This is a genomic window from Streptomyces boetiae (genome assembly GCF_031845405.1).
Classification (GTDB): domain Bacteria; phylum Actinomycetota; class Actinomycetes; order Streptomycetales; family Streptomycetaceae; genus Streptomyces; species Streptomyces boetiae.
Map to the genome: position 1 here is coordinate 65,129 of NZ_JAVREN010000020.1, position 20,150 is coordinate 85,278.

A 20,150-nucleotide genomic window follows, 5' to 3' on the forward strand; every position below is an offset into this window, starting at 1 on the left:
CCGGGAGTCGGCGAACGCACGCGGTGACCGCCGCCGCGCGCCCCCGGGTCCCGGGCCCGCCCGCCCGGGCGCCGGTGCCCCCGGCCTCAGGCGAGGAGCCCGGAGCGTCGCCACATCCGCCGGCCGGGGCCGTTGAGGACGCCGATCTCGTCGAGGAAGGTGGTCAGCCGCCGCGCGCCCTCCTGCATCACGCCGCGCCGGTGCGCGCTGGCCCGGACCTGGGCCACGGCCTCGGCGCGGTCCAGGCCGACGTTGGTGTAGACGCGGGGGTTGACGAAGGCCACCGCGAAGATGCGGGCGAAGTTCCCCGAGGTCAGGCGGGTGGCCTCGCGCTCCCAGCGGGGCGCGGTGAGCATCTGGCGGCGCAGCTCCTCGCGGGCGTAGCGCACGTGCCGGGCCTCCTCCACGACGTGGATGCGGGTGACGCCCCGGATCAGCGGCTGGACGCGCTCGTCGGGGAACGTCAGGCGCTGCATCCAGTCGAGCACCTCCTCGCCGAGCAGGGTGGCGGTGAAGGAACCGGGCGTGGTGGAGATCGCCTTGAAGACGCGGGAGAGGTTGTGGTGCAGGGCGTTGGGCCGGTACTCGGGCGTTCCGGCCTTCTTGACGGCGCGGGCGAACATCATCGAGTGGCGGCACTCGTCGGCGATCTCGGTGAGCGCGTAGCGCACGTGGGCGCTGGTCATGGGCTTGTCGTAGATGTGCCGGACGAGAAGCTGCATCAGGATCATCTCGAACCAGATGCCCAGCGAGGCGAGCGCCGCGGCCTCGTGCCGGGACAGCTCCATCCGCTGCCGCTCCGACATCTGGTACCACAGCGGGGTGTCGTAGAGGGAGAGCAGCTCCGGCGGCCAGAACCACTTGCCCTCGGCGAGCGGGGCGTCCCAGTCCAGCTCCTCGTCGGGGTCGAAGGAGTGCCGGGCCGAGGCGGCGAGCAGCCGCTCGGCCACCTCCTCGCGGTCCCTGAGCGCGCCCAGGGCGTCCCGCAGCGCCGCGAAGTCCGGGTCCCGTTCCGCTTCCGAGTCGAGGAGGGCCGTCCGTGCGGCCGGGGCAGACGGTGTCATAGCCCCCTATGAGACTACCTGTCAATAGTGCGCGTCAATCCCCGGGACACGTCCGGTTCACGCCCGCGTTTACCGGGGCGTTCCCCGCGTCGTTCCCCTGTGTTCTTCTACCTGTTCACCTTCCAGCCATGGCCTCCCGGCCCTGAGGTAACCGCGTTCCGGTCTGCTGGGTGACCATGACGCGACGACGGACGGGGCTGTTCCCGCACTGGGGCACCATCCGGGGCCGGGTGGCCATCGTGCTCGCCGTGCCCACCTGCCTTCTGCTCGCGCTGGCCGGGGCCGGCGTGGCCGACCGGGCCGCGGACTGGTCCGCGGCCCGCGAGAGCCGTGACCGGGTCCAGCTCGCGCTCGACGTCCAGGACCTGGTCCGCGAACTCCAGCGAGAACACGGCCTCACCAGCGGCCTCCTCGTCGGCGCGGGCAGCTACCGGCCCGAACTCGCGGACACCAGGCGGCGGGTGGACGCCATCCGCGGCGGCCTGGCCCGGCGGGTGGACGAGGGCGAGGCGCCCGCCTTCGAGCAGGCCCTGGCCTCCCTCTCCCGGCTCACCGAGGTGCGCGGCGCCGTGGACGAGGAGACCGTCGACGCCGCGGGCCTGGCGTTCTTCTCCGAGGCCATCGACGCGCTGAACGACGCCCAGCTCGCCGAGGGCCCCGGGCACGGCGACGCCCGCCTCGCCGACGGCATCAGCGCCCTGCAGGCACTCTCCGGCGCCACCTCGGCGATGGCCGAGGAGCGCGGCGTCCTCAACGGCGTGTTCGTCTCCGGCCGCTTCACCGGCGAGCAGTACCTGGCCTTCGCCTCCGCCCTCGCGGACCGGCAAACCGCGCTGGACATCTACCAGCAGTTCGCCACCCCGGACCAGCGCGCGGCGCTGCGCGAGGCGTTCGAGACCGAAGAGGCCCAGCGCGTCGGGGAGTTCGAGGAGCGAGCGACGGCCGGGTCCGGCGGCGACCGCCTCGGCGTGGACCCGCAGGAGTGGTGGGAGGCCGCCACCGCCCTCACCGACGCCCTGCACGACGTGCAGCAGCGCGTCGGCCCCGACATCGAGAACCGCGCCGCCGAGCTGCGCTCCGCCGCCACCCGCGAGCTGGCCGGCCTGGTCGCGCTCGGCCTGGTCATCCTCGGCGTCGCCATCGCCCTGGCCCTGCTCGCCTCGCGCTCCATCACCCGCCCGCTGGACGAGCTGACCAGCCAGGCCGAGGCCGTGGCCGGCCGCCGCCTGCCCGACACCGTCCGCGCCATCCAGGAGGCCGAGCCCGAGGAGGCCGACCGCCTGGAGCCCCCCGAGCCCGACCCGCGCCTGGGCGGCGGGGCCGAGGAGGTCAGCCGCCTGGCCGCCGCCCTCCACGATGTGGAGCGCGCGGCCGTGTCGCTGGCCGCCCAGCAGACCGTGCTGCGCCGCAACGGCACCGAGTCCCTGGCCAACCTCGGCCACCGCAACCAGGCCCTGGTCCGCCGCCAGCTCCGCCTGATCACCGCCCTGGAGAGCAAGGAGCTGGACCCGGACGCGCTGGCCGAGCTGTTCGAGCTGGACCACCTGGCCACGCGCATGCGCCGCAACGCCGACTCGCTGCTCATCCTTACCGGCCAGCAGCTCCCGCCGCGGGTGTGGACGGGCACGGCCGAGGTCGCGGAGGTCGTCCGGTCGGCCGTCTCCGAGGTGGAGGACTACCGGCGGGTGGCGCTGGTGGAGTCCGAGCCCTGCCAGATCCACGGCCGGGCCGTCTACGAGCTGTCCCACCTGCTCGCGGAGCTGATCGAGAACGCCCTCACCGCCTCGCCGCCCGGACGGCCGGTCGAGGTCTACGGCTGGTGGGACGGGCACGAGTACTGCCTGGCCGTGGTCGACCGCGGCACCGGCATGACGGAGGAGGAGCTGGCGCGCGCCAACGCCCGGATGGCGGGCGAGGAGAACTTCCTGGTCGCGCCCACCCGCTTCCTGGGCCACTACGTGGTCGGCACGATCGCCGCCCGCCTCGGCGTGCAGGTCGAGGTCCGCCACACCCAGTCCGCCCCCGCCACGCCCACCGGCCGCGGCGCGGGCGTCTCCGCCTACGTGGCCCTGCCGGCGCGGCTGCTCAGCGGCGGCTCGGCCCAGCAGCGCCCCTCCTCGGCCTCCACCTCCACGTCCGTCCCGGCCTGAGACGGCGCCCCGGCACGAGGAGGCGCGGGCCGGTGTCCCGGGCCCGCGCCCCGACTCCCGGCCCGCGGCGGGGCGTTCGCCCGCGCTCAGGCGCAGCGGCGGCCCGGCAGGGGCAGGGTCCAGCCGTCCGGCCGGTCCAGCCACAGGGTGTGGCCGCCGTCCGCGGCCACCGTCAGGCCGTAGCGCTCCGGCTCCGGCCGCCCGGCCCGGTCCCACTCCGCCAGCAGCGGCGCCCGCTCGGCCCACAGGTCGCGCGGGCCGTCGTACTGCACCAGGGCCGTGCCGTCCCCCTGCGGCGCCAGCCGCGCGCAGGAGCCGCTGTCCGGGTGCACCAGGCCGTAGACCACCCGCCCGTCCGCGTCCCGCATCACCAGCGTGGCAACGTCCGGGTGCAGCAGCGCGCCCAGGAACCGCGGCACCGCCGCGCCCAGGTCCACCGGCATCGGCACGGGCACCTGCGGGCCGAGGGGGACCAGCAGCGCGGGGATGTAGCTGTTGGCCGGGGCCGTCACCGAGGCGGGCAGCTCGCAGGCCAGCACGGGCAGGAAGCGGCCCGCGGCCGAGCCGTCCTCACCGGCCGTCAGCACCGCCACCCCGTACCCCAGGCCCGCCACCACCCGGCCGCCAGGCACCGTCTGCCGGGCCCAGGCGGGGGAGAGGCGCGCGCACCCCCAGACGTGGGCGGCAACCGCGCCGAACGGCGCCCGCTCCGGACACCCGGCCGCCGCCTTCGCCGCCACCAGGGTGGGCGCCTGCCCGGCGCGCCGCAGCCGCTCCAGCGCCTCCCGCACCGCCCTGCGATCCCCGTGCCCGTCCACGGAGACCACCCGTCCCTCGCCGAAGCGGTGGGCCAGCAGGGCCGTCGCGTACCCCGGGCCGGTGACCACCTCCAGGACCGGGCGCCCGGCCGGGGGCTCACCGACCGCCTCCAGGAGCGCGGCCGTGGCCGCCAGCCGGTCCGCCGCGCAGGCCGTCTCCAGGTGACCCGGCTCCCGCTCCTGGCGGCGGTCGAGGAAGACCTCGCAGGGCACGGAGGCGAACGCGGCCCGCCACCGGGGATCGCGCAGGACGCCCCGGGCGGCGAGCGTCTCGGCGAGCTGCCGGCGCAGCTCGGCGGGCGGGCGGGTCGCGATGGTCATGGCGCTTCCTCCTGGGCGACGGAAGGGAGAAGAGGGAGGTGCGCGATGCCCAACGAGCGTCCCCCGTTCGACGTAGCTGCCTGGGGGACTTTCCTGGCCGACTGGAAACAGCGGCCCCGGTCGGTCTCCCGCCCCTGCCGTGCCCGGACAGGCCCTAGCACCAGGGCGGGGCGGCGTCCTCCGGAAGGGCGACCTCGCGGGCCGAGGCCCAGGCGTAGTGATCGGCGGCGTGCACGAGGTACCACGCGCCCTGGGCCGCGCCCTCCGCGACGCACAGCACCGGCACCTCCTCCTCCCCGGCCACGGCGGCCAGCCGGGCCGACTCGGGATCGGGGGCCTGGCGCAGCGCCGTGCCCTCGGGGGCGACAGTGCCGGGCCAGTCCTCGGTCAGGTCGCCGGCGGCGACGGCGGGCCCGGTGGCCAGGGCGGCGACCGCCACGCCCGCGGCGGCCAGCAGGGCGATGGGGGCGAGCACGATGGGCAGCTTCGCGGGCAGCTTGATCGGCAGCTTCCTGGGCATGCGACCACTCCTCACTCTCCGTAGTCAACCCCAGGCTATGCGTAGCCGTCGACCCCCGCAAATCCTCCGCCGTCGCCCCTGCCCGCCATCAGACCGCCCCCCGGGCCCTCGGGCCCGGGTGGGGTACCTCCCAGCCGTCAGGCCGGGGGCGTACCCCCATGGTGCTGCGGCGGCGCCGGGTGGGCCGCCATCTCCCGCACGGTCCGGTTCACGTCCGAGGGCGCCACGATGCCCGCCGGGCGCCCGTCGCCGGCCAGCACCAGCACGCGGCGCTCCGAGCCGGGCTCCAGCCGGGGCACCAGGTCCGCCAGCGGCTCGTCCGGCTCCGCCGTCCTGGCCTCCGCCAGCGGCACCATCACCGCGCCCACCGTCGTCCCCGGCCGATCGCCCGGCGGCACGCGCAGCGCCCGCTCCAGCGGCAGCAGCCCGACCGCGACTCCGTCCCGCCCGGTCACCGGGAACGACGCGTGCCGGCCGGGACCCCGCGTCACCTCGGGGGCACCGCCCAGGCCCCCAGGGCCTGAAGGAGGGCCGGCCAGCACCTCCGCGACCGTCCGCTCCTCCGGCACCGTCACCGGGTCCGGCGTCATCGTCTCGCGCACCGGAACGCCCGACAGGGCCTCCCGCAGCCGCGCCTGCCGACCCTCTTGCGTCGCCGCCGCCACCAGGAACCAGCCGATCAGCGCCAGCCACAGCCCGCCCAGCGCCGCGCCGAACAGGAAGCCCCACAGGCCCAGGCCCACCAGCACCCAGCCGAACGCCCGCCCGGCCGTCGTCGCCCCGGCCGTGGCCCGCAGCCGGTCCCCGGTGCGCCACCACAGGAACGCCCGCAGCAGCCGCCCGCCGTCCAGCGGCGCGGCGGGGACGACGTTGAACAGGGCCAGCAGGACGTTGATCGCCGCCAGCCAGGCCGTGGCCTCCACCAGCAGGGGCGAGCCGCCCACCGCCTCGAAGGCCCAGGCCGCCGCCGTGAACAGCCCGCCCAGCAGCAGGCTGACCAGCGGCCCGGCCCCCGCGATCCGCAGCTCGGCGCCCGGGGAGGGCGCCTCGGCCCGCATCCGGGTCGCGCCGCCCAGCAGCCACAGCACGATGTCGTCCACGCCGACGCCGTTGCGCCGGGCCACGACCGCGTGCGCCAGCTCGTGGGCCAGCAGCGAGGCGAAGAAGACCACGGCCGTGGCCAGCCCCGCGGCGGCGTACAGGGCCGCGCCGCGGCCCGGGTGCGCCTCGGGCAGCCGCCCGGCCGCCAGGCCCAGCGCGATCAGGCCGAAGATCAGCAGAACGCTCCAGTTGACGCCGATCCGGATGCCCGCGATCCGGCCGAGCGCGATCGACGCCCGCACGTCCCTCACCCCTTCCGCTTGTCGCCGCCCTTGCGCGGCGTGACGAGGTCCCGCCCGGGTACCCGCGCCGCCCGCCGGGCATGCGCCCGCCGGTCCGCGCCCCCGCCGCGCTCCGGGTGCCGCCCCGGCGCGCCCTTCCTAGACTGGCCGCATGGCCCGGCCGAACGACGAGGTCGCGGCGCTGCTGCGCGAGTACGCCGACCTCCTGGCGATCACCGGCAAGGACGCGTTCAAGCAGCGCGCCTACGAGCGAGCCGCCCGCGCCATCGGCGGCCACCCCGCCGACGTCTCCCGCCTGGACGCGGGGGAGCTGCGCGCCATTCCCGGCGTGGGCCGGTCCATCGCGGACAAGGTCGAGGAGTACCTGCGCACCGGCCGCGTCGCCGCCGTGGAGGCCGCCCGGGGCGAGCTGCCGCCGGGCGTGCGCGAGCTGACGGCCGTGCCGGGCCTGGGACCCAAGAAGGCGCTGACCCTGTGCCGGGAGCGCGGCATCGCCTCCGTGGACGACCTGGCCGCCGCGCTGCGCGAGGGCCGCCTGGCCGGCCTGCGCGGCTTCGGGCCCAGGACGGTGGAGAACCTGCTGCGCGGCGTGGAACTGCTGCGCGCCTCCGGCGGCCGGGTGCTGCTGGACGCCGCGACGGCCCTGGCCGAGGAGGCCGTCGCCGCCCTGGAGGCCGCCCCCGGCTGCGAACGCGCCGCGCCCGCCGGGTCGTTGCGCCGGATGCGCGAGACGGTCGGGGACCTCGACCTGCTGGCCGCCGCCCGCGAGGCCGGGCCGGTGATGGACGCGTTCGCCGCGCTGCCCTTCGCCGCCGAGGTGATCGCGCGCGGGGAGACGGCGATGGCCGTGCGCACCCCCGGCGGCCTGCGGATCGACCTGCGCGTCCTGCCGCCCGACGCCTGGGGCGCCGGGCTGCTGCACTTCACCGGCTCCCGCGAACACGCCGCTCGCATCCGGGAGTTGGCTGCCAGGCGCGGCCTGCGGCTGTCCGAGTACGGCCTGTTCGACGCGGAGACCGGGCGGCGCCGCGCCGCCCGGACCGAGGCCGGGGTCTACCGCCGCCTCGGCCTGCCGTGGATCCCGCCCGTCCTGCGCGAGGACCGCGGCGAGATCGAGGCCGCCCGCCGCGGCGAACTCCCGCGCCTGGTCACGGAGGAGGACCTGCGCGGGGACCTGCACACCCACACCAGCCTGACCGACGGCCTCGCCCCGCTGTCCGAGATGGCCGCCGTGGCGACGGAGCGCGGCTACGAGTGGTTCGCCGTCACCGACCACGCGCCCGACCTGCGGATGCAGCGGATGACGAAGGAGAAGATCCTCGCCCAGCGCGAGGAACTCCGGGCGCTCCAGGGCTCGTTCGGCGGGATGCGGCTGCTGCACGGCACCGAGCTGAACATCGGGCCCGAGGGCGGCGTCGACTGGCCGGGGGACTTCCTGGCCGGGTTCGACGTGTGCGTGGCCTCCATCCACTCGCACTTCGGCCTGGACCGCGCCGCCCAGACCCGCCGCCTCATCCGCGCCTGCGAGAACCCTCACGTCCACGTCATCGGCCACCCCACCACCCGCAAGCTCGGCTCGCGCGGCCCCATCGACGCCGACCTGGACGCGGTCTTCGCGGCCTGCGCCCGCACCGGCACGGCCCTGGAGATCAACGGCCACCCCAACCGCCTCGACCTGCGCGACGAGCACGTCCTGCGCGCCCGCGCCCACGGCGTCCTCTTCGCCGTCGACAGCGACGCCCACACGCCCGGCGAACTCGCCCACACCCGCTACGGCATCGGCACGGCCCAGCGCGGCTGGCTCACCCCCGCCGAGGTCGTCACGACCTGGCCCCTGGACCGTCTGCGCCGCTTCCTCGCCGAGCGGGGGCGCTGACGGCAACGGCCGTACCCTGGAACGGGTGACGACGGACCTGTCCGTGCCCCCGGGCGCCCCGGGCTCCGCTCCCGCCCCGCGCGCCTCGCCCACCGCCTGCGCGCACCGACCCGGCCGCCTGCTGGCCGGTCTTCCTCCTGTTCGGCGCGCTCACCCTCGCCGGCCGGACGGGGTCCGGCATGGCCGCGGCCGAGTTCGACGAGCGGTGCAGCCACCGCCTCGCGGACGGCGGGGGCGACCTGCTGGAGACGCGCAGGCGGGCCTTCCCGCCCGCCGCCTTCTGCGAGTTCGAGGGCGGCCAGGTCACCGCGGGCGCCACCGGGTGGGGCGCCGTGGCCCTGTGGGCCGTCCTCGCCGGGGCGGCCCCGAGCGCCGCCACCGGCCTGCCGGCCGCCTTCCTCGGACCGCCCCCGGACACCGAGAACGCCCGGGGCATCCGGATACGCCGCGGCCTGCTCCTCCTGCTGATCTCCGGCGCCACCCTCGCAACCGCCTACGCGCCGGCCGCGGACCCGATGCCCGGCGCGCTCGTCGCCGTCCTGGCCCTTCCCGTGGTGCTCTGTGCCGTCGGTCTCGTGCTGGCGTTGTGCGCGCGGCGGCGGTCCGTGCGGCGTTCCCCTTGACCGGCGTCCCCGTGGGTGCGGACGATGTGGCCCCCGCGACGGATGAGGAAAGGGCTTCGATATGGCGGTTGTCGTGGAGCCACAGCAGCGGGTCTCGCTCGTGCACCGCGGGGAGGTGCGGGGCGTTCCGTGGGTCGCGGTCCGGCCGGAGGCGGGGGAGCCGCCGTCCCGGCAGTCCGTGCGGTGTGCGGTCTGCGACCGGACGCTGATCTTCACCGTGCACGGGGTCGCGGCCACCCGGCGGCGGCGCGTGCAGCGACTGGCCGCCGCCTGGGCGGGGTTCGCCCTCGCGCTCAGCGGCCTCATCGGGGCCTGCACCGCCGACCCCGACCGCTCCGGCGACCTCACCGGCGCGCTGGCGCTGCTGCTGTTCGGCGTGCTGCTGGGCTACGTCTCGGCCGTGGCCGCCGCCGAGGAGGCCGGCATCACCGGCCACGGCACGGGCCGGCCGTTCCCCGCCCGCCACACCGTCGCCGTGCTTCCGCCGCGCCCCGCCGACATGCCCGAACTCGTCTGCCCCCGCTGCGGGCACCACGAGGACTCGCCCTGGGGCAGCCACCTGCGCGACTCCTATGTCCGCGAGGAGTACGAGGCCGCCCGCGAACGCCTGGCCGAGCACCGCTGCGGCGAGCCCGGGCCGGAGTAGGCGGGGGCTCAGGCGGCCTCGGCGGCCGGGGCCGCGCCCGCCAGGTGGGTCAGGAACCAGTCGCGGGCCAGCTCCGCGACCTCCGAGAGCGCGCCCGGCTCCGGGAAGAGGTGCGTGGCGCCCGGGACGACGGACAGGCGGGTGCCGGGCGCGGCGCGCATCGCCTGCTGGGCCTCGCGGTTGAGCTCCAGCACCTGCGGGTCGCCGCCGCCGACGATCAGCAGCGTCGGGGCGGTGACCTCCGGCAGCCGCTGGTCGGCCAGGTCGGGGCGCCCGCCGCGGGAGACGACCGCGCCGATCCGCGCGCCCGGCTCGGCCGCCGCCCACAGCGCCGCCGCAGCGCCCGTGCTGGCGCCGAAGTAGCCCAGCGGCAGGGGTGTGTCCAGCCAGGCTGTGGCGTCGGTCAGGCGGGCGGCGAGCAGGCCGACGTCGAAGACGTTGGCCCGGTCCTCTGCCTCCTCCTCGGTGAGCAGGTCGAACAGCAGGGTGCCCAGGCCGACCGCGTTGAGGGAGTCCGCGACGAAGCGGTTGCGCGGGCTGAGCCGGCCGCTGCCCGCGCCGTGCGCGAAGAGCACCACGCCCGACGCGCCCTCGGGCAGCGTGAGTTCGCCCGGCAGCAGCGTGGAGCCGTCGCCGACGGGGACGGTCACCTCGCGCGTCGAGCCGTGCCTGAGGCGTTCCACCACCTCTGCGTCCGAGGTCTGCGGGAAGTCCCGGTAGAACTGGCCCACCGCCATGAACTCCGGCGGCGTCTCCGGGCAGACGAACGCGTCCGCGTCCGTGCCCACGCGCCCCTCCCAGCCGGGCGGGGCCACCGGCACGGCCAGAACGATCCGCCGCGCGCCGCGGGTCCGCGCGGCCCGGCAGGCGGCGCGGGCCGTGGCGCCCGTGGCGATCCCGTCGTCCACGATCACGGCCGTGCGGCCGGCGACCGCGACCGGGCTGCGCCCGCCCCGGTACTCCCGGGCGCGGCGGTCCAGTTCGGCCCGCTCGGCGGCCTCCACGGCGGCCAGCCGGTCCTCGTCCACCCCGGCGGTGCGCAGCACGTCCTCGTTGAGCACGCGGGCGCCGTCCTCCGCGATCGCGCCCATGGCCACCTCGGGCCGGTAGGGAACGCCCAGCTTGCGGACCACGGTCACGTCCAGCGGGGCGCGCAGGGCGCTCGCCACCTCGGCGGCCACCGGGACGCCTCCCCGGGGCAGGCCCAGGACGACGACGTCCCGGCCGCGCAGCTCGTGCAGTTCGGCGGCCAGCCGGCGGCCGGCCTCGACGCGGTTGGCGAAGATCATCGGAAACTGCCTCCTTCGGGCCGGGGTGCACCCGGGGTCGGGGCGCGCGAGGGCGTCAGCGCACCTCCACGGAGAGGTCGTTGTCCACCGTGTAGTAGGGGCGGGCGGTGGCCTCGCCCGCGGGCACGGCCGGGTAGACGAACAGCGGCTTCTTGTCGGCCACGTCGTCCAGCAGGCGCCCCACCCGCACCCGCGGCCCCCCGGCCGCGGGACGGACGTGGACGTCCCAGAAGCCGGGTTCGGGCGGCAGCGCGGAGAGGCCGAAGGAGAAGGCGAACGTCCCGCTCCCGCCCGGCTCCACGGCCAGCGGCGCGCGGAGCACCGGGCCGTCCTTGCCGCCGCCGCGCAGCTTCAGCAGCGCCTCGGCGCCCTCGCCCGGCTCGGCGCCGATCAGGCGGGCCTCCACCGTCATCGTTCCGCCCTCCAGCGTCAGGTCCCCGGCCTCGGCGTGGACGCGGCGGCGCCAGGCGCGCACGGCGAGGTAGCGGTCCTTGGTGGCGTAGGGCAGGCGCACGGCCAGCGGCGCCGCGGCGGTGGCCGCGTAGCCGGGGGAGAGGGCGCGCAGGTCGCGCAGCCCGGGCAGCAGCCGCAGCCGCTCCTCCCCGGCGGGCAGGGCGAAGACGTCCCAGCGGCCCTCCTCCAGCGCCGGGGTGTCGGGGGCCAGTTCGGTGCGCCAGCGCCCGGGGCGGCCCGGGGCGGGGGCCAGCGGCAGGCGGTGGGTGACCGTCTCGGGCTCGCCCTTCTTCGGGCGCAGGACGAGCAGCAGCGCCGGCTCCGCGGGCTCGCCCGGCAGCGGGACCTCCAGCGTCAGGCGGCCCTCCGGGTCGGCCGAGGCGTCGGCGTGCGGCAGCGAGGCCTTGTCGGGGGCCGCGCCGGGGGCGGCGTCGGGTCCCGGTGCCGGGGTGGTGTCCGTGGTCATCGCTGTCCCTTCCTGAACGTGCGCAGCGTGCTCGCGGCGAGGGCGAACGCCGCGTCCTTGAGCGTGTGGCCGCCCCCGGCCAGGGCGCCGCCCAGCCGCCGGGCCAGCGGCGTCCGGGCCCGCGCCAGCCGCGCGTGCCGGGCCTCCAGCAGTCCCGTGAACAGGGCCTCCGCCTGCTCCACCACCGGAACCGGGTCGTAGCGGCGGGAGTTGGCCAGGGCCGCCGCGCCCATCGTGCGCCGCAGCTCGTCGTCCCGGATCAGGTCCAGCAGCGCGGCGGCCAGCGCGTCCCGGTCGCCCACGGGCACCAGCCGGCCGTCCTCGCCGTCGCGGATGATCTCGGCCGGGCCGTAGCGGCAGTCGGTGGAGACCACGGGCAGCCCGCAGCGCATCGCCTCCACGATGGTCATCCCGAAGGGCTCGAAGCTGGAGGTGACGGCAGCGATCGAGCCCTTGACCCACTCGTTCTCGATGGGCGAGGCCGCGCCCATGAGGAAGACGTTGTTGTACAGGCCGAGTTCGTGGATCAGCGCGCGCAGCCGCTCCTCCTCCTCGCCCTTGCCGTAGATCCGCGCCTGCCAGTCCGGCCGTTCCGCGACGACCTTGGCGAACGCCCGGATCAGCAGCTCGTGCCGCTTGGAGCGCACCAGCCGCCCGGCCGCGACGACGATCCGCGCGCTGGTGTCGGCGGGCGGGATCGCGGGCTCGGGAACGCTGTTGGGCAGGGCCGTGACCCGCACGCCCGGCAGCCGCATCTTCCGCCGGTACGCCTCCGCGTCGGCGTTGGTCGTGGTGGTGAGGGCGTCCAGGCGCGGGTAGACGCGGCGCAGCTCGTTGCGCAGGGCCGGGGGGTGGTTGTCCAGGGTCAGGTGCTCCTGGCCGACGCGGACGGCCGTTTCGGGACCCTGGAGGGCGAGGTGGACGTTGAGCCCGGGGCGGGTGCCGATGATCACGTCCGCGTCCAGCTCCGCCAGGCATTCCCCGATGCGGCGGTCGGTCAGCTCGTTGTACTGCCCGTAGCGGTACTCGGAGGCGGGGAAGATCTTCGCGGGCCGCTGGAAGGCCGGGTCCCCGGTCTCGGTGCGCAGGTCCACCAGGTGGCGCATCCGCACGCGCGGGTCCAGCGCGAAGTTGGGGGCCTTGCGGTGCCGCAGGACGGAGACGATCTCCACGTCGTGCCGCTCGGCGAGGGCCCCGGCCAGGTTGAAGGTCGTCTTGATGGTCCCCCCGATCCCGTATCCGTTGTGGAGGAGGAAGGAAATCTTCATCTCGGGCTGGACCTCGGCATTTCGGGCGTGCGCGGCGACGGCGCGGAGTGCTGATGGTGAGGAAGGTAGCGCAGAGGTGAACGCCGCGCGTTCCCGCCGTGACCCCCGGGGCCCCGGGGGCGGCCCGGGGCGGCCCGCCTCACAGCATCGGACGGTCGGTGCCCCACCTCCACTCGGCCACCTCGGGCAGGTCCCTCCCGTGCTCGCGGATCCAGCCCTCGTGGCGGTAGCGGGCGTCGGCGAGCCGCTGCCGCAGCCGGGCGGCGCGCACCGCCAGGCCCGGGACGCGGTCGATGACGTCCATGGCCAGCCGGTACCGGTCCAGGTCGTTGCGCACCACCATGTCGAAGGGCGTGGTGGTGCTGCCCTCCTCCATGTAGCCGCGCACGTGCAGGTCGTCGTGGCCCGCGCGGCGGTAGGTCAGGCGGTGGATCAGCCACGGATAGCCGTGGTAGGCGAAGATCACCGGCCTGTCGCGGGTGAACAGCGCGTCGTAGTCCCGGTCGGACATGCCGTGCGGGTGGGCGTCCGAGGGCATCAGCCGGGCGATGTCCACGACGTTGACGACCCGGACGGCGACCTCGGGCAGGTGGCGGCGCAACAGGTCGGCCGCGGCCAGCACCTCCTGGGTGGGAACGTCCCCGGCGCAGGCCAGCACCACGTCCGGCTCCCGGTCCGTGGACTCCGGCTCGGTGCCGGCCCACTCCCAGATCCCGGCGCCGCGGGCGCAGTGCGCGCGGGCGTCCTCGATGCCCAGCCAGTCGAAGCAGGGCTGCTTCCCGGCGATGACCACGTTGACGTAGTCGCGGCTGCGGAGGGTGTGATCGGCCACCGCCAGCAGGGTGTTGGTGTCCGGCGGCAGGTAGACGCGCACGGCCTCGGGGCTCTTGTTGAGCACGTGGTCCACGAAGCCGGGGTCCTGGTGGGAGAAGCCGTTGTGGTCCTGCCGCCACACGTGCGAGGTCAGCAGGTAGGTCAGCGAGGCGATGGGCCGCCTCCAGGGCAGCCGGCGGGAGGTGCGCAGCCACTTGATGTGCTGGTTCGCCATCGAGTCCACGACGTGGACGAACGCCTCGTAGCTGGAGAACAGCCCGTGACGGCCCGTCAGCAGGTAGCCCTCCAGCCAGCCCTGGCAGAGGTGTTCGGAGAGCACCTCCATCACCCGGCCGCCGCGCTCCAGGTGCTCGTCCACCGGCAGCGTCCGCTCCTGCCAGGCCTTGCCGGTCGAACGGTAGACGTCCTGAAGGCGGTTGGAGGCGGTCTCGTCGGGGCCGACGAGGCGGAAGTCCCGCCGGTCGCGGGTGGCCTCCATGACGCGGGCCAGCAACCCGCCCAGGGCCTGGGTGGGTTCGTGCGTGGTGGTCCCCGGCTCCTCCACCGGCACCGCGCAGTCGGCGAGCGGCGGCAGCGGCAGGTCCCGCAGCAGCAGGCCGCCGTTGGCGTGCGGATTGGCGCCCAGGCGGCGCGGGCCCGAGGGGTTGACGGCCCGCACCAGGGCGACGGGGGCGCCGTTCTCGTCGAACAGCTCCGAGGGCCGGTACGAGCGCAGCCAGCGCTCCAGCTCCCGCAGGTGCGCGGGGTCGCTCCGCGCGCCGGAGACCGGGATCTGGTGCGCGCGCCAGGTGCCCTCCACCGGCTTGCCGTCCACCTCGCGCGGGCCGGTCCACCCCTTCGGGGTGCGCAGCGTGATGACGGGCCACCGCGGGCGGGCCGGTCCGTCGGAGCCGTCGTACCGCCCGGCGCGGGCCTCGCGCTGGAGGGCGGCGATCCGGTCCAGGGCGGTGTCCATGGCCCGCGCGAGGTCCTGGTGCACGGCGGCGGGGTCGTCGCCCGCCACGCGCAGCGGCTCGTACCCGTAGCCGCGCAGCAGGCCGTCGAGCTGGCTCTCGGGGAGCCGGGCGAGGACGGTGGGGTTGGCGATCTTCCAGCCGTTGAGGTGCAGGATCGGCAGCACCGCGCCGTCGTGCACGGGGTCCAGGAAGGTGTGCGAGAACCAGGACGCGGCCAGCGGCCCGGTCTCCGCCTCGCCGTCCCCGATCACGCAGGCGACGACCAGGTCCGGGTTGTCGAAGGCCGCCCCGTAGGCGTGGGCCAGGGAGTAGCCCAGCTCGCCGCCCTCGTGGATCGAACCCGGGGTCTCGGGCGAGGCGTGGCTGGGCACCCCGCCCGGAAAGGAGAACTGCTTGAACAGCCGGCGCAGGCCCGCCTCGTCCCGCGTCACGTCCGGGTAGGCGGCCGTGTAGCTGCCGTCCAGCCAGGAGTTGGCGAGCACGGCCGGCGCGCCGTGGCCGGGGCCCCAGACGCACAGCAGGTCCAGGTCGCGGGCCATGATCACCCGGTTCAGGTGCGTGTGCACGAGGTTGAGGCCCGGGTCGGTGCCCCAGTGGCCCAGCAGGCGCGGCTTGACGTGCTCGGGGCGCAGCGGCTCGCGCAGCAGCGGGTTGTCCAGCAGGTAGATCTGGCCGGCGGAGAGGTAGTTCGCGGCCCGCCAGTGGGCGTCGAGGGCGGCCAGCTCCTCCGCCCCCAGCGGTCCGCGCCCCGCCCCGGCAGGCGTCGGCGGTGCGGTCGGTGCGACGGTGACGGGTGCTGCCTCGGGCATGGACGGGCCTCCTGCGCGCCGCGCTGCGGCGCTCGCTCGGACGTTCACCTTGGGGGGACCGGCAGGCCCGCTCGGGCCTGGTCGGGACGCCGGGAGGTACCTCCCGGCGTCCCCCGGACTTCGTCTCGGGGAGGCCATCGCCGGGGGAGTGTCCCCGCCGGACCTGGGGCCTGGGGAGGCCCCGGGGCCCCGGGAGGTACCCCGCCCCGGGGTACCGGGGGGCGGGGAGCGGTGCGAGCCGCCCGCGAGGGGGGTGCGCTCAGCGCGAACCCGAGCGGGCCTTGCTCCTCGTCCGCGACCTCGTGCCCGAGGTCGCGGAACGCTTCGACGACGGCTTGGAAGAACGCTGCGACGAGGGGCGGGACTTCGCCGTACTGCGGCGGTTCGCCTTGCGCACGGCGGCCAGCAGCTCGGAGCGGTTCATGGACGAGCGGCCCGGGATGTCCAGCCGCCGGGCGATCCCGTACAGGTGCTCCTTGGTGGCCTGCTCGTCGACGCCCTGGCCGCTGCGCCCGCCCTGCTGGCGGGGCTTGGCCGACTGGGGGTCGGAGGGCGCCTTGCGGCCCTTCTCCTTGCGCTCCCAGTGGTCGCCCACCTTCTCGTGCGTGTGCTTCAGCGCCCCGTACGCGACCCGCTGCGCCCGCTGGCCCCGGCCGTACTCCCTGATCGCCGAGTCGTGGGCCTTGACCCAGGTGCGCTGGGCACTGGCGTCCGAGCGCTCCAGCGTGGACGGCATGTCCTTACGTCCGGGCACGGTGTTCACCTCCATAGACGGTGGGTGCGCCCCGGGTACCCCGGCGTCGGCGGGGCAAACCGGACGTCCCGGGCGGGCGCGCGGCCGTGCGCGGGGGGCGCGCGGGCGGACGGGGGCGCCCTGACCAGGCGCGTCGGGGACGCCTGGGGGAAACGTCAGGGTGTCCGGGGGGTGGCCCCCATCACCCGCGCACAGCCGGGCTTTGTAGCGTCTGCGGTGTGACCCCTATCTCCGCACCCCTTGCTCACCTGGCCGAGCCGGCCGGGGACCCCGGCGGCATCACCGGCTGGGCCACCGACCTGATGGACACCATGGGCGCCCCCGGCGCCGGCGCGGCCATCGCCCTGGAGAACCTCTTCCCCCCGCTCCCCAGCGAGGTGATCCTCCCGCTGGCCGGCTTCACGGCCAGCCAGGGCGAGATGAGCCTGTGGGCGGCCCTGGTGTGGACCACGCTCGGCTCGGTCGTCGGCGCCCTCGCGCTCTACGGGGTGGGGGCCCTCTTCGGCCGCGAGCGGCTGATCGCGGTCGCGGAGCGGCTGCCGCTGGTGAAGGTCGCGGACATCGAGAAGACGGAGGCGTGGTTCGCCAAGCACGGCACCAAGGCCGTCTTCTTCGGCCGGATGATCCCGCTCTTCCGCAGCCTGATCTCCGTGCCCGCGGGCGTGGAACGCATGTCCCTGCCGCTGTTCCTCCTGCTGACCACCGTCGGCTCCGCGATCTGGAACACCCTCTTCGTCCTGGCCGGTTACCGGCTCGGCGAGGACTGGGAGCGGGTCTCGGACTGGGTCTCGGTCTACTCCCGGGTGGTCATCGTCGCAGTCGCCCTGGCGGTGGTCGCCTTCGTGGTCTACCGGGCCCTGCGGCCGGGCCGGGGCAAGCGCCGCGCGTCGTCCTAGCCCGCGCCTCGACGCCCGCGCCCGCCCCGGCCGTTGATCCGGCTCCGCTTGCCCCGGCCGTTGCTCCGGCTCCGCCCGCCCCGGCCGTTGATCCGGCTCTCCGGCGCGGGATCAGACCAGGTGAACCCCGGGCCGCCCGTCCTCCACCCGCAGCCGTGCCTGCGTCCGGGCGGCGGCCCCGGGCGTGCGCACGGTCTCCACCACCCGCACCCGCGCGTCCACGCCCTCCGGCGTGATGTCGAAGAGGTGGTAGCCGCGGTGGGCGTCCACCAGCTTCCAGTGCGGGTTGTCCCCCATCCGCGGGTCCCACTCGGCGTGGAAGGCCGCCTGGTCCTGGTCCCCGTTGGAGCTGATCGAGCAGCCGACGAACTCCGCCCCGACCACCGCCGAGCCCGGGTCCGCGAAGTCCCGCTTCAGGTCCGAGATCATCGTCAGGTGCCGGTCCCCGGTGAGCACCACCGGGTTACGGGTGGCGGCCAACTCGCCCAGCAGGGCGTTGCGTTCCACCTGGTAGCCGTCCCAGGCGTCGTAGTACCAGCGCTTGCCGGTGCCCGGCAGCAGGTCCGTCTCGGCCATCATGATCTGCGAGCCGATGAGGTTCCACCGGGCCGGCGAGCGGCGCAGGCCCGCCACCAGCCAGTCGCGCTGCTCCGCGCCCAGCATCGTCATCAGCGGGCTCTGCGCGCCCTCCTGCGTGGTCGCCTGGTCGCTGCGGTACTGGCGGGTGTCCAGCACCGACAGGCGCGCCAGCCGCCCGAACTCCAGCCGCCGGTGCATCCGGATGTGCGGGCCGCTGGGCACGGCCGTCGCCCGCACCGGCATGTGCTCGTAGTACGCCTGGTAGGCCGCGGTCAGCCGGGCGGCGAACGTCTCGGGCGACTGCCGGTCCGGGTCCTGCGGGATCGCCCCGGCGAAGTCGTTGTCCACCTCGTGGTCGTCGAAGGTGACGATCCAGGGCGCGGAGGCGTGCATCCGCGCCAGGTCCGGGTCGGTGCGGTACTGCGCGTGCCGGTTGCGGTACTGCTCCAGCGCGACCGGCTCGCCCGCGCCCTCGTGGGGGCGCAGCGCGGTGGCCGAGGGGGCGGCCTCGTAGATGTAGTCGCCGGTGAAGAGCACGGCGTCGGGGTCCTGCGCCGCCATGTCGGCGTAGGCGGTGAAGAACCCCTGCTGCCAGTTCTGGCAGGAGGCCAGCGCCAGGCGCAGCCGCCCGCCCGCCGCCAGCGGGTGCGGCGCGGTCCGGGTGCGGCCGGTGGGGGAGAGCTGCCCGTCGGCGCGGAAGCGGTACCAGTAGTCCCGGTGCGGGGCCAGGCCGCGCACGTCCACGTGCACGCTGTGCCCGTACGCGGGAACGGCCCGCGTGCGGCCGGAGCGCACCACCGAGCGGAACCGAGCGTCGAGGGCCACCTGCCACTCGACGTCCACGGGGCGGTCGGGCATCCCGCCGCCGCCCAGCGGGTCGGGTGCGAGGCGGGTCCACAGCACCACGCCGTCGGGGAGCGGGTCGCCCGAGGCGACCCCGAGGGTGAACAGGCCGGAGGGCAGGGTCCGGGCCACGGGCCGGGCGGCGGTGCTCCGCCCGGCGGCGGGGGCGCCGGCCGCGGGAGCGCCGACCGCGGCGACGCTCACCGCGGCGGCTCCGGCGGTAAGGAAACGACGTCGGGCAGTTCCGGGAGACATGAGGGACCTCTCGTCGAACGCACGATGGTCACTGCGACCGGAAGGTGACGGTGACAGCCGCTTTGGGCGCCGCCCTGAACGCCCGGGAGCGAACACATGGCGCCCGCATGAGCCTTGGTCGCCCCCGGACCGCGCCGGTGACCCGCGCGCCCCCTCACGGCGTTGACAAGGGGCGGCCCCCGCCTGATCGTTCGCATGGCAAAAACGCGGCCCATCGCGCTCCCCGGCTTCCGCCCCGCCCGCCGCCCCCGACAGACTCGGGGCCCCACGGTGGGGGACGTCCGTCTTGGGGAAACCTCCCGGCCCGCCCGCGGCCCGGGGAGAGGAGCGCAGCCGCATGCCGCACCGCAGCACGAGCACCACCCGAGGTCACGGAAGACGGTGGCGCGTCGGCGCCGCCCTGGGGGCGGCCTCCGCGCTGCTCCTCGGCGGCGGCCTGCTGGCCGGCGTCGCGGGCCCGGCCGGAGCGTCCGGCGCGACGGCCGCCGCGGTCGCCGCGGAGGACCAGGAGTTCCGCGTCGGTCCCGACCCGACGCCGCAGAGCGTGCAGAGCACGCAGGGCCCCTTCGACACCGAGCGCATCGTCGTGCCCCGCGGCAACGGCTTCGGCGGCGGCACCATCCACTACCCGACGGACGCCGACGCCGAGCGCCTGGGCGGCATCGCCGTCACTCCCGGCTTCCTCTCCCCGCAGGGGACGATCAGCTGGTACGGCTCGATGCTCGCCTCGCACGGCTTCGTGGTCATCACCATCGACACCAACGGCCCGTTCGACTTCCCCGACAGCCGCTCGGACCAGATGATGGCCGCCCTCGACTTCCTCACCGAGCGCAGCGAGGTCCGCGAGATGGTCGACCCCGACCGCCTGGCCGTGGCCGGGTGGTCGATGGGCGGCGGCGGCTCGCTCCTCTCCGCCCAGGAGCACCCCGAGCTCCAGGCCGCCATCGGGCTCACCCCCTGGAACCTGTCGAGCGACTGGCGCGACGTGACCGTCCCGAGCCTGATCATCGGCGCCGAGAACGACATCATCGCGCCGGTGTTCATGCACGCCGAGCCGTTCTACACGAACCTCACCTCGGCCCAGGAGCGCGCCTACGTGGAGTTCGAGTCCGCGGACCACTTCCTGCCCACCCGGGCCAACCCGCTGCTCACGCAGTACGTCCTCTCCTGGGCCAAGCGGTTCGTGGACAACGACACCCGCTACGACCGCTTCCTCTGCCCCGGCCCCACCCCCGGTCCCGTCGTGTCCGAGTTCCGCGGGACCTGCCCGGTCGACTGACCGGCCCCTCTCGTCCCCGGGGCCGGAGCGAGGCCGGTCGCCCGGCCCCGGGGACCCCGAACGGCCCTTCCGCGCCCGCCCGTCCGCCCTCGCCCATCCCCGGCCCCG

16 protein-coding genes are annotated in these 20,150 nt (G+C 75.9%); 6 read left to right on the plus strand and 10 right to left on the minus strand.

The features are described from left to right. Window positions 1–86: 86 nt before the first annotated feature. Window positions 87–1,064 carry an AurF N-oxygenase family protein gene (locus RM780_RS15330; RefSeq protein WP_311631268.1) on the minus strand — a complete coding sequence of 326 codons (978 nt, stop codon included), beginning with the start codon at window positions 1,062–1,064 and terminating at the stop codon, window positions 87–89. A gap of 176 nt (window positions 1,065–1,240) precedes the next feature. Here RM780_RS15330 and RM780_RS15335 point away from each other — a divergent pair, with 176 nt between their 5' ends. After that, window positions 1,241–3,214 carry a sensor histidine kinase gene (locus tag RM780_RS15335; RefSeq protein WP_311631269.1) on the plus strand — a complete coding sequence of 658 codons (1,974 nt, stop codon included), beginning with the start codon at window positions 1,241–1,243 and terminating at the stop codon, window positions 3,212–3,214. 86 nt (window positions 3,215–3,300) lie between these two features. Here RM780_RS15335 and RM780_RS15340 read toward each other — a convergent pair whose 3' ends face one another. The 3 genes from RM780_RS15340 to RM780_RS15350 form a co-directional block, all read right to left on the minus strand. Next, window positions 3,301–4,353: a protein-L-isoaspartate O-methyltransferase family protein gene (locus RM780_RS15340; protein ID WP_311631270.1), complete on the minus strand. Its 1,053-nt coding sequence runs from the start codon at window positions 4,351–4,353 to the stop codon at window positions 3,301–3,303. Window positions 4,354–4,507: 154 nt separating this feature from the next. Beyond that, a complete protein-coding gene (locus RM780_RS15345) occupies window positions 4,508–4,873 on the minus strand; it encodes an SH3 domain-containing protein (RefSeq protein ID WP_311631271.1) in 366 nt (121 codons plus the stop codon). A 137-nt stretch (window positions 4,874–5,010) separates the two neighbouring features. Next, on the minus strand, window positions 5,011–6,216 hold the full coding sequence (locus RM780_RS15350; RefSeq protein WP_311631272.1) for a site-2 protease family protein: 1,206 nt from the start codon (window positions 6,214–6,216) through the stop codon (window positions 5,011–5,013). Window positions 6,217–6,367: 151 nt separating this feature from the next. On the opposite strand from RM780_RS15350, the gene polX reads away from it, so the two are divergent. The 3 genes from polX to RM780_RS15365 all read left to right on the plus strand — a co-directional run bounded on the left by polX (window position 6,368) and on the right by RM780_RS15365 (window position 9,361). Then, the gene (gene polX / locus RM780_RS15355) at window positions 6,368–8,092 is read left to right on the plus strand and encodes a DNA polymerase/3'-5' exonuclease PolX (RefSeq protein WP_311631273.1); all 1,725 of its coding nucleotides are present in this window, start codon (window positions 6,368–6,370) and stop codon (window positions 8,090–8,092) included. Between the two features lie 179 nt (window positions 8,093–8,271). Next, window positions 8,272–8,715 (plus strand): hypothetical protein, encoded by a 444-nt coding sequence (locus RM780_RS15360; protein WP_311631274.1) that lies wholly within the window; start codon window positions 8,272–8,274, stop codon window positions 8,713–8,715. 61 nt (window positions 8,716–8,776) lie between these two features. After that, window positions 8,777–9,361: a hypothetical protein gene (locus RM780_RS15365; protein ID WP_311631275.1), complete on the plus strand. Its 585-nt coding sequence runs from the start codon at window positions 8,777–8,779 to the stop codon at window positions 9,359–9,361. Window positions 9,362–9,369: 8 nt separating this feature from the next. On the opposite strand, the gene RM780_RS15370 is transcribed toward RM780_RS15365, so the two are convergent. The 5 genes from RM780_RS15370 to RM780_RS15390 all read right to left on the minus strand — a co-directional run bounded on the left by RM780_RS15370 (window position 9,370) and on the right by RM780_RS15390 (window position 16,190). Next, complete coding sequence (locus RM780_RS15370) at window positions 9,370–10,650, minus strand: phosphoribosyltransferase family protein (protein WP_311631276.1); 1,281 nt, start codon at window positions 10,648–10,650, stop codon at window positions 9,370–9,372. Between the two features lie 55 nt (window positions 10,651–10,705). Beyond that, the gene (locus RM780_RS15375; RefSeq protein WP_311631277.1) at window positions 10,706–11,569 is read right to left on the minus strand and encodes a hypothetical protein; all 864 of its coding nucleotides are present in this window, start codon (window positions 11,567–11,569) and stop codon (window positions 10,706–10,708) included. After that, complete coding sequence (locus tag RM780_RS15380; protein ID WP_311631278.1) at window positions 11,566–12,837, minus strand: glycosyltransferase family 4 protein; 1,272 nt, start codon at window positions 12,835–12,837, stop codon at window positions 11,566–11,568. Before RM780_RS15380 ends, RM780_RS15375 begins: the two co-directional genes overlap by 4 nt. A gap of 139 nt (window positions 12,838–12,976) precedes the next feature. After that, on the minus strand, window positions 12,977–15,436 hold the full coding sequence (locus RM780_RS15385) for a phosphoketolase family protein (RefSeq protein ID WP_311631279.1): 2,460 nt from the start codon (window positions 15,434–15,436) through the stop codon (window positions 12,977–12,979). A gap of 259 nt (window positions 15,437–15,695) precedes the next feature. Then, the gene (locus RM780_RS15390) at window positions 15,696–16,190 is read right to left on the minus strand and encodes a ChaB family protein (RefSeq protein ID WP_311631280.1); all 495 of its coding nucleotides are present in this window, start codon (window positions 16,188–16,190) and stop codon (window positions 15,696–15,698) included. A gap of 302 nt (window positions 16,191–16,492) precedes the next feature. Here RM780_RS15390 and RM780_RS15395 point away from each other — a divergent pair, with 302 nt between their 5' ends. Then, on the plus strand, window positions 16,493–17,086 hold the full coding sequence (locus RM780_RS15395; protein ID WP_311631299.1) for a DedA family protein: 594 nt from the start codon (window positions 16,493–16,495) through the stop codon (window positions 17,084–17,086). Window positions 17,087–17,197: 111 nt separating this feature from the next. Here RM780_RS15395 and RM780_RS15400 read toward each other — a convergent pair whose 3' ends face one another. After that, a complete protein-coding gene (locus tag RM780_RS15400; protein WP_311631281.1) occupies window positions 17,198–18,763 on the minus strand; it encodes an alkaline phosphatase D family protein in 1,566 nt (521 codons plus the stop codon). Between the two features lie 337 nt (window positions 18,764–19,100). Here RM780_RS15400 and RM780_RS15405 point away from each other — a divergent pair, with 337 nt between their 5' ends. Continuing rightward, window positions 19,101–20,042, plus strand: coding sequence for a dienelactone hydrolase family protein (locus RM780_RS15405; protein ID WP_311631282.1), 942 nt, complete (start codon window positions 19,101–19,103; stop codon window positions 20,040–20,042). Window positions 20,043–20,150: the final 108 nt, after the last annotated feature.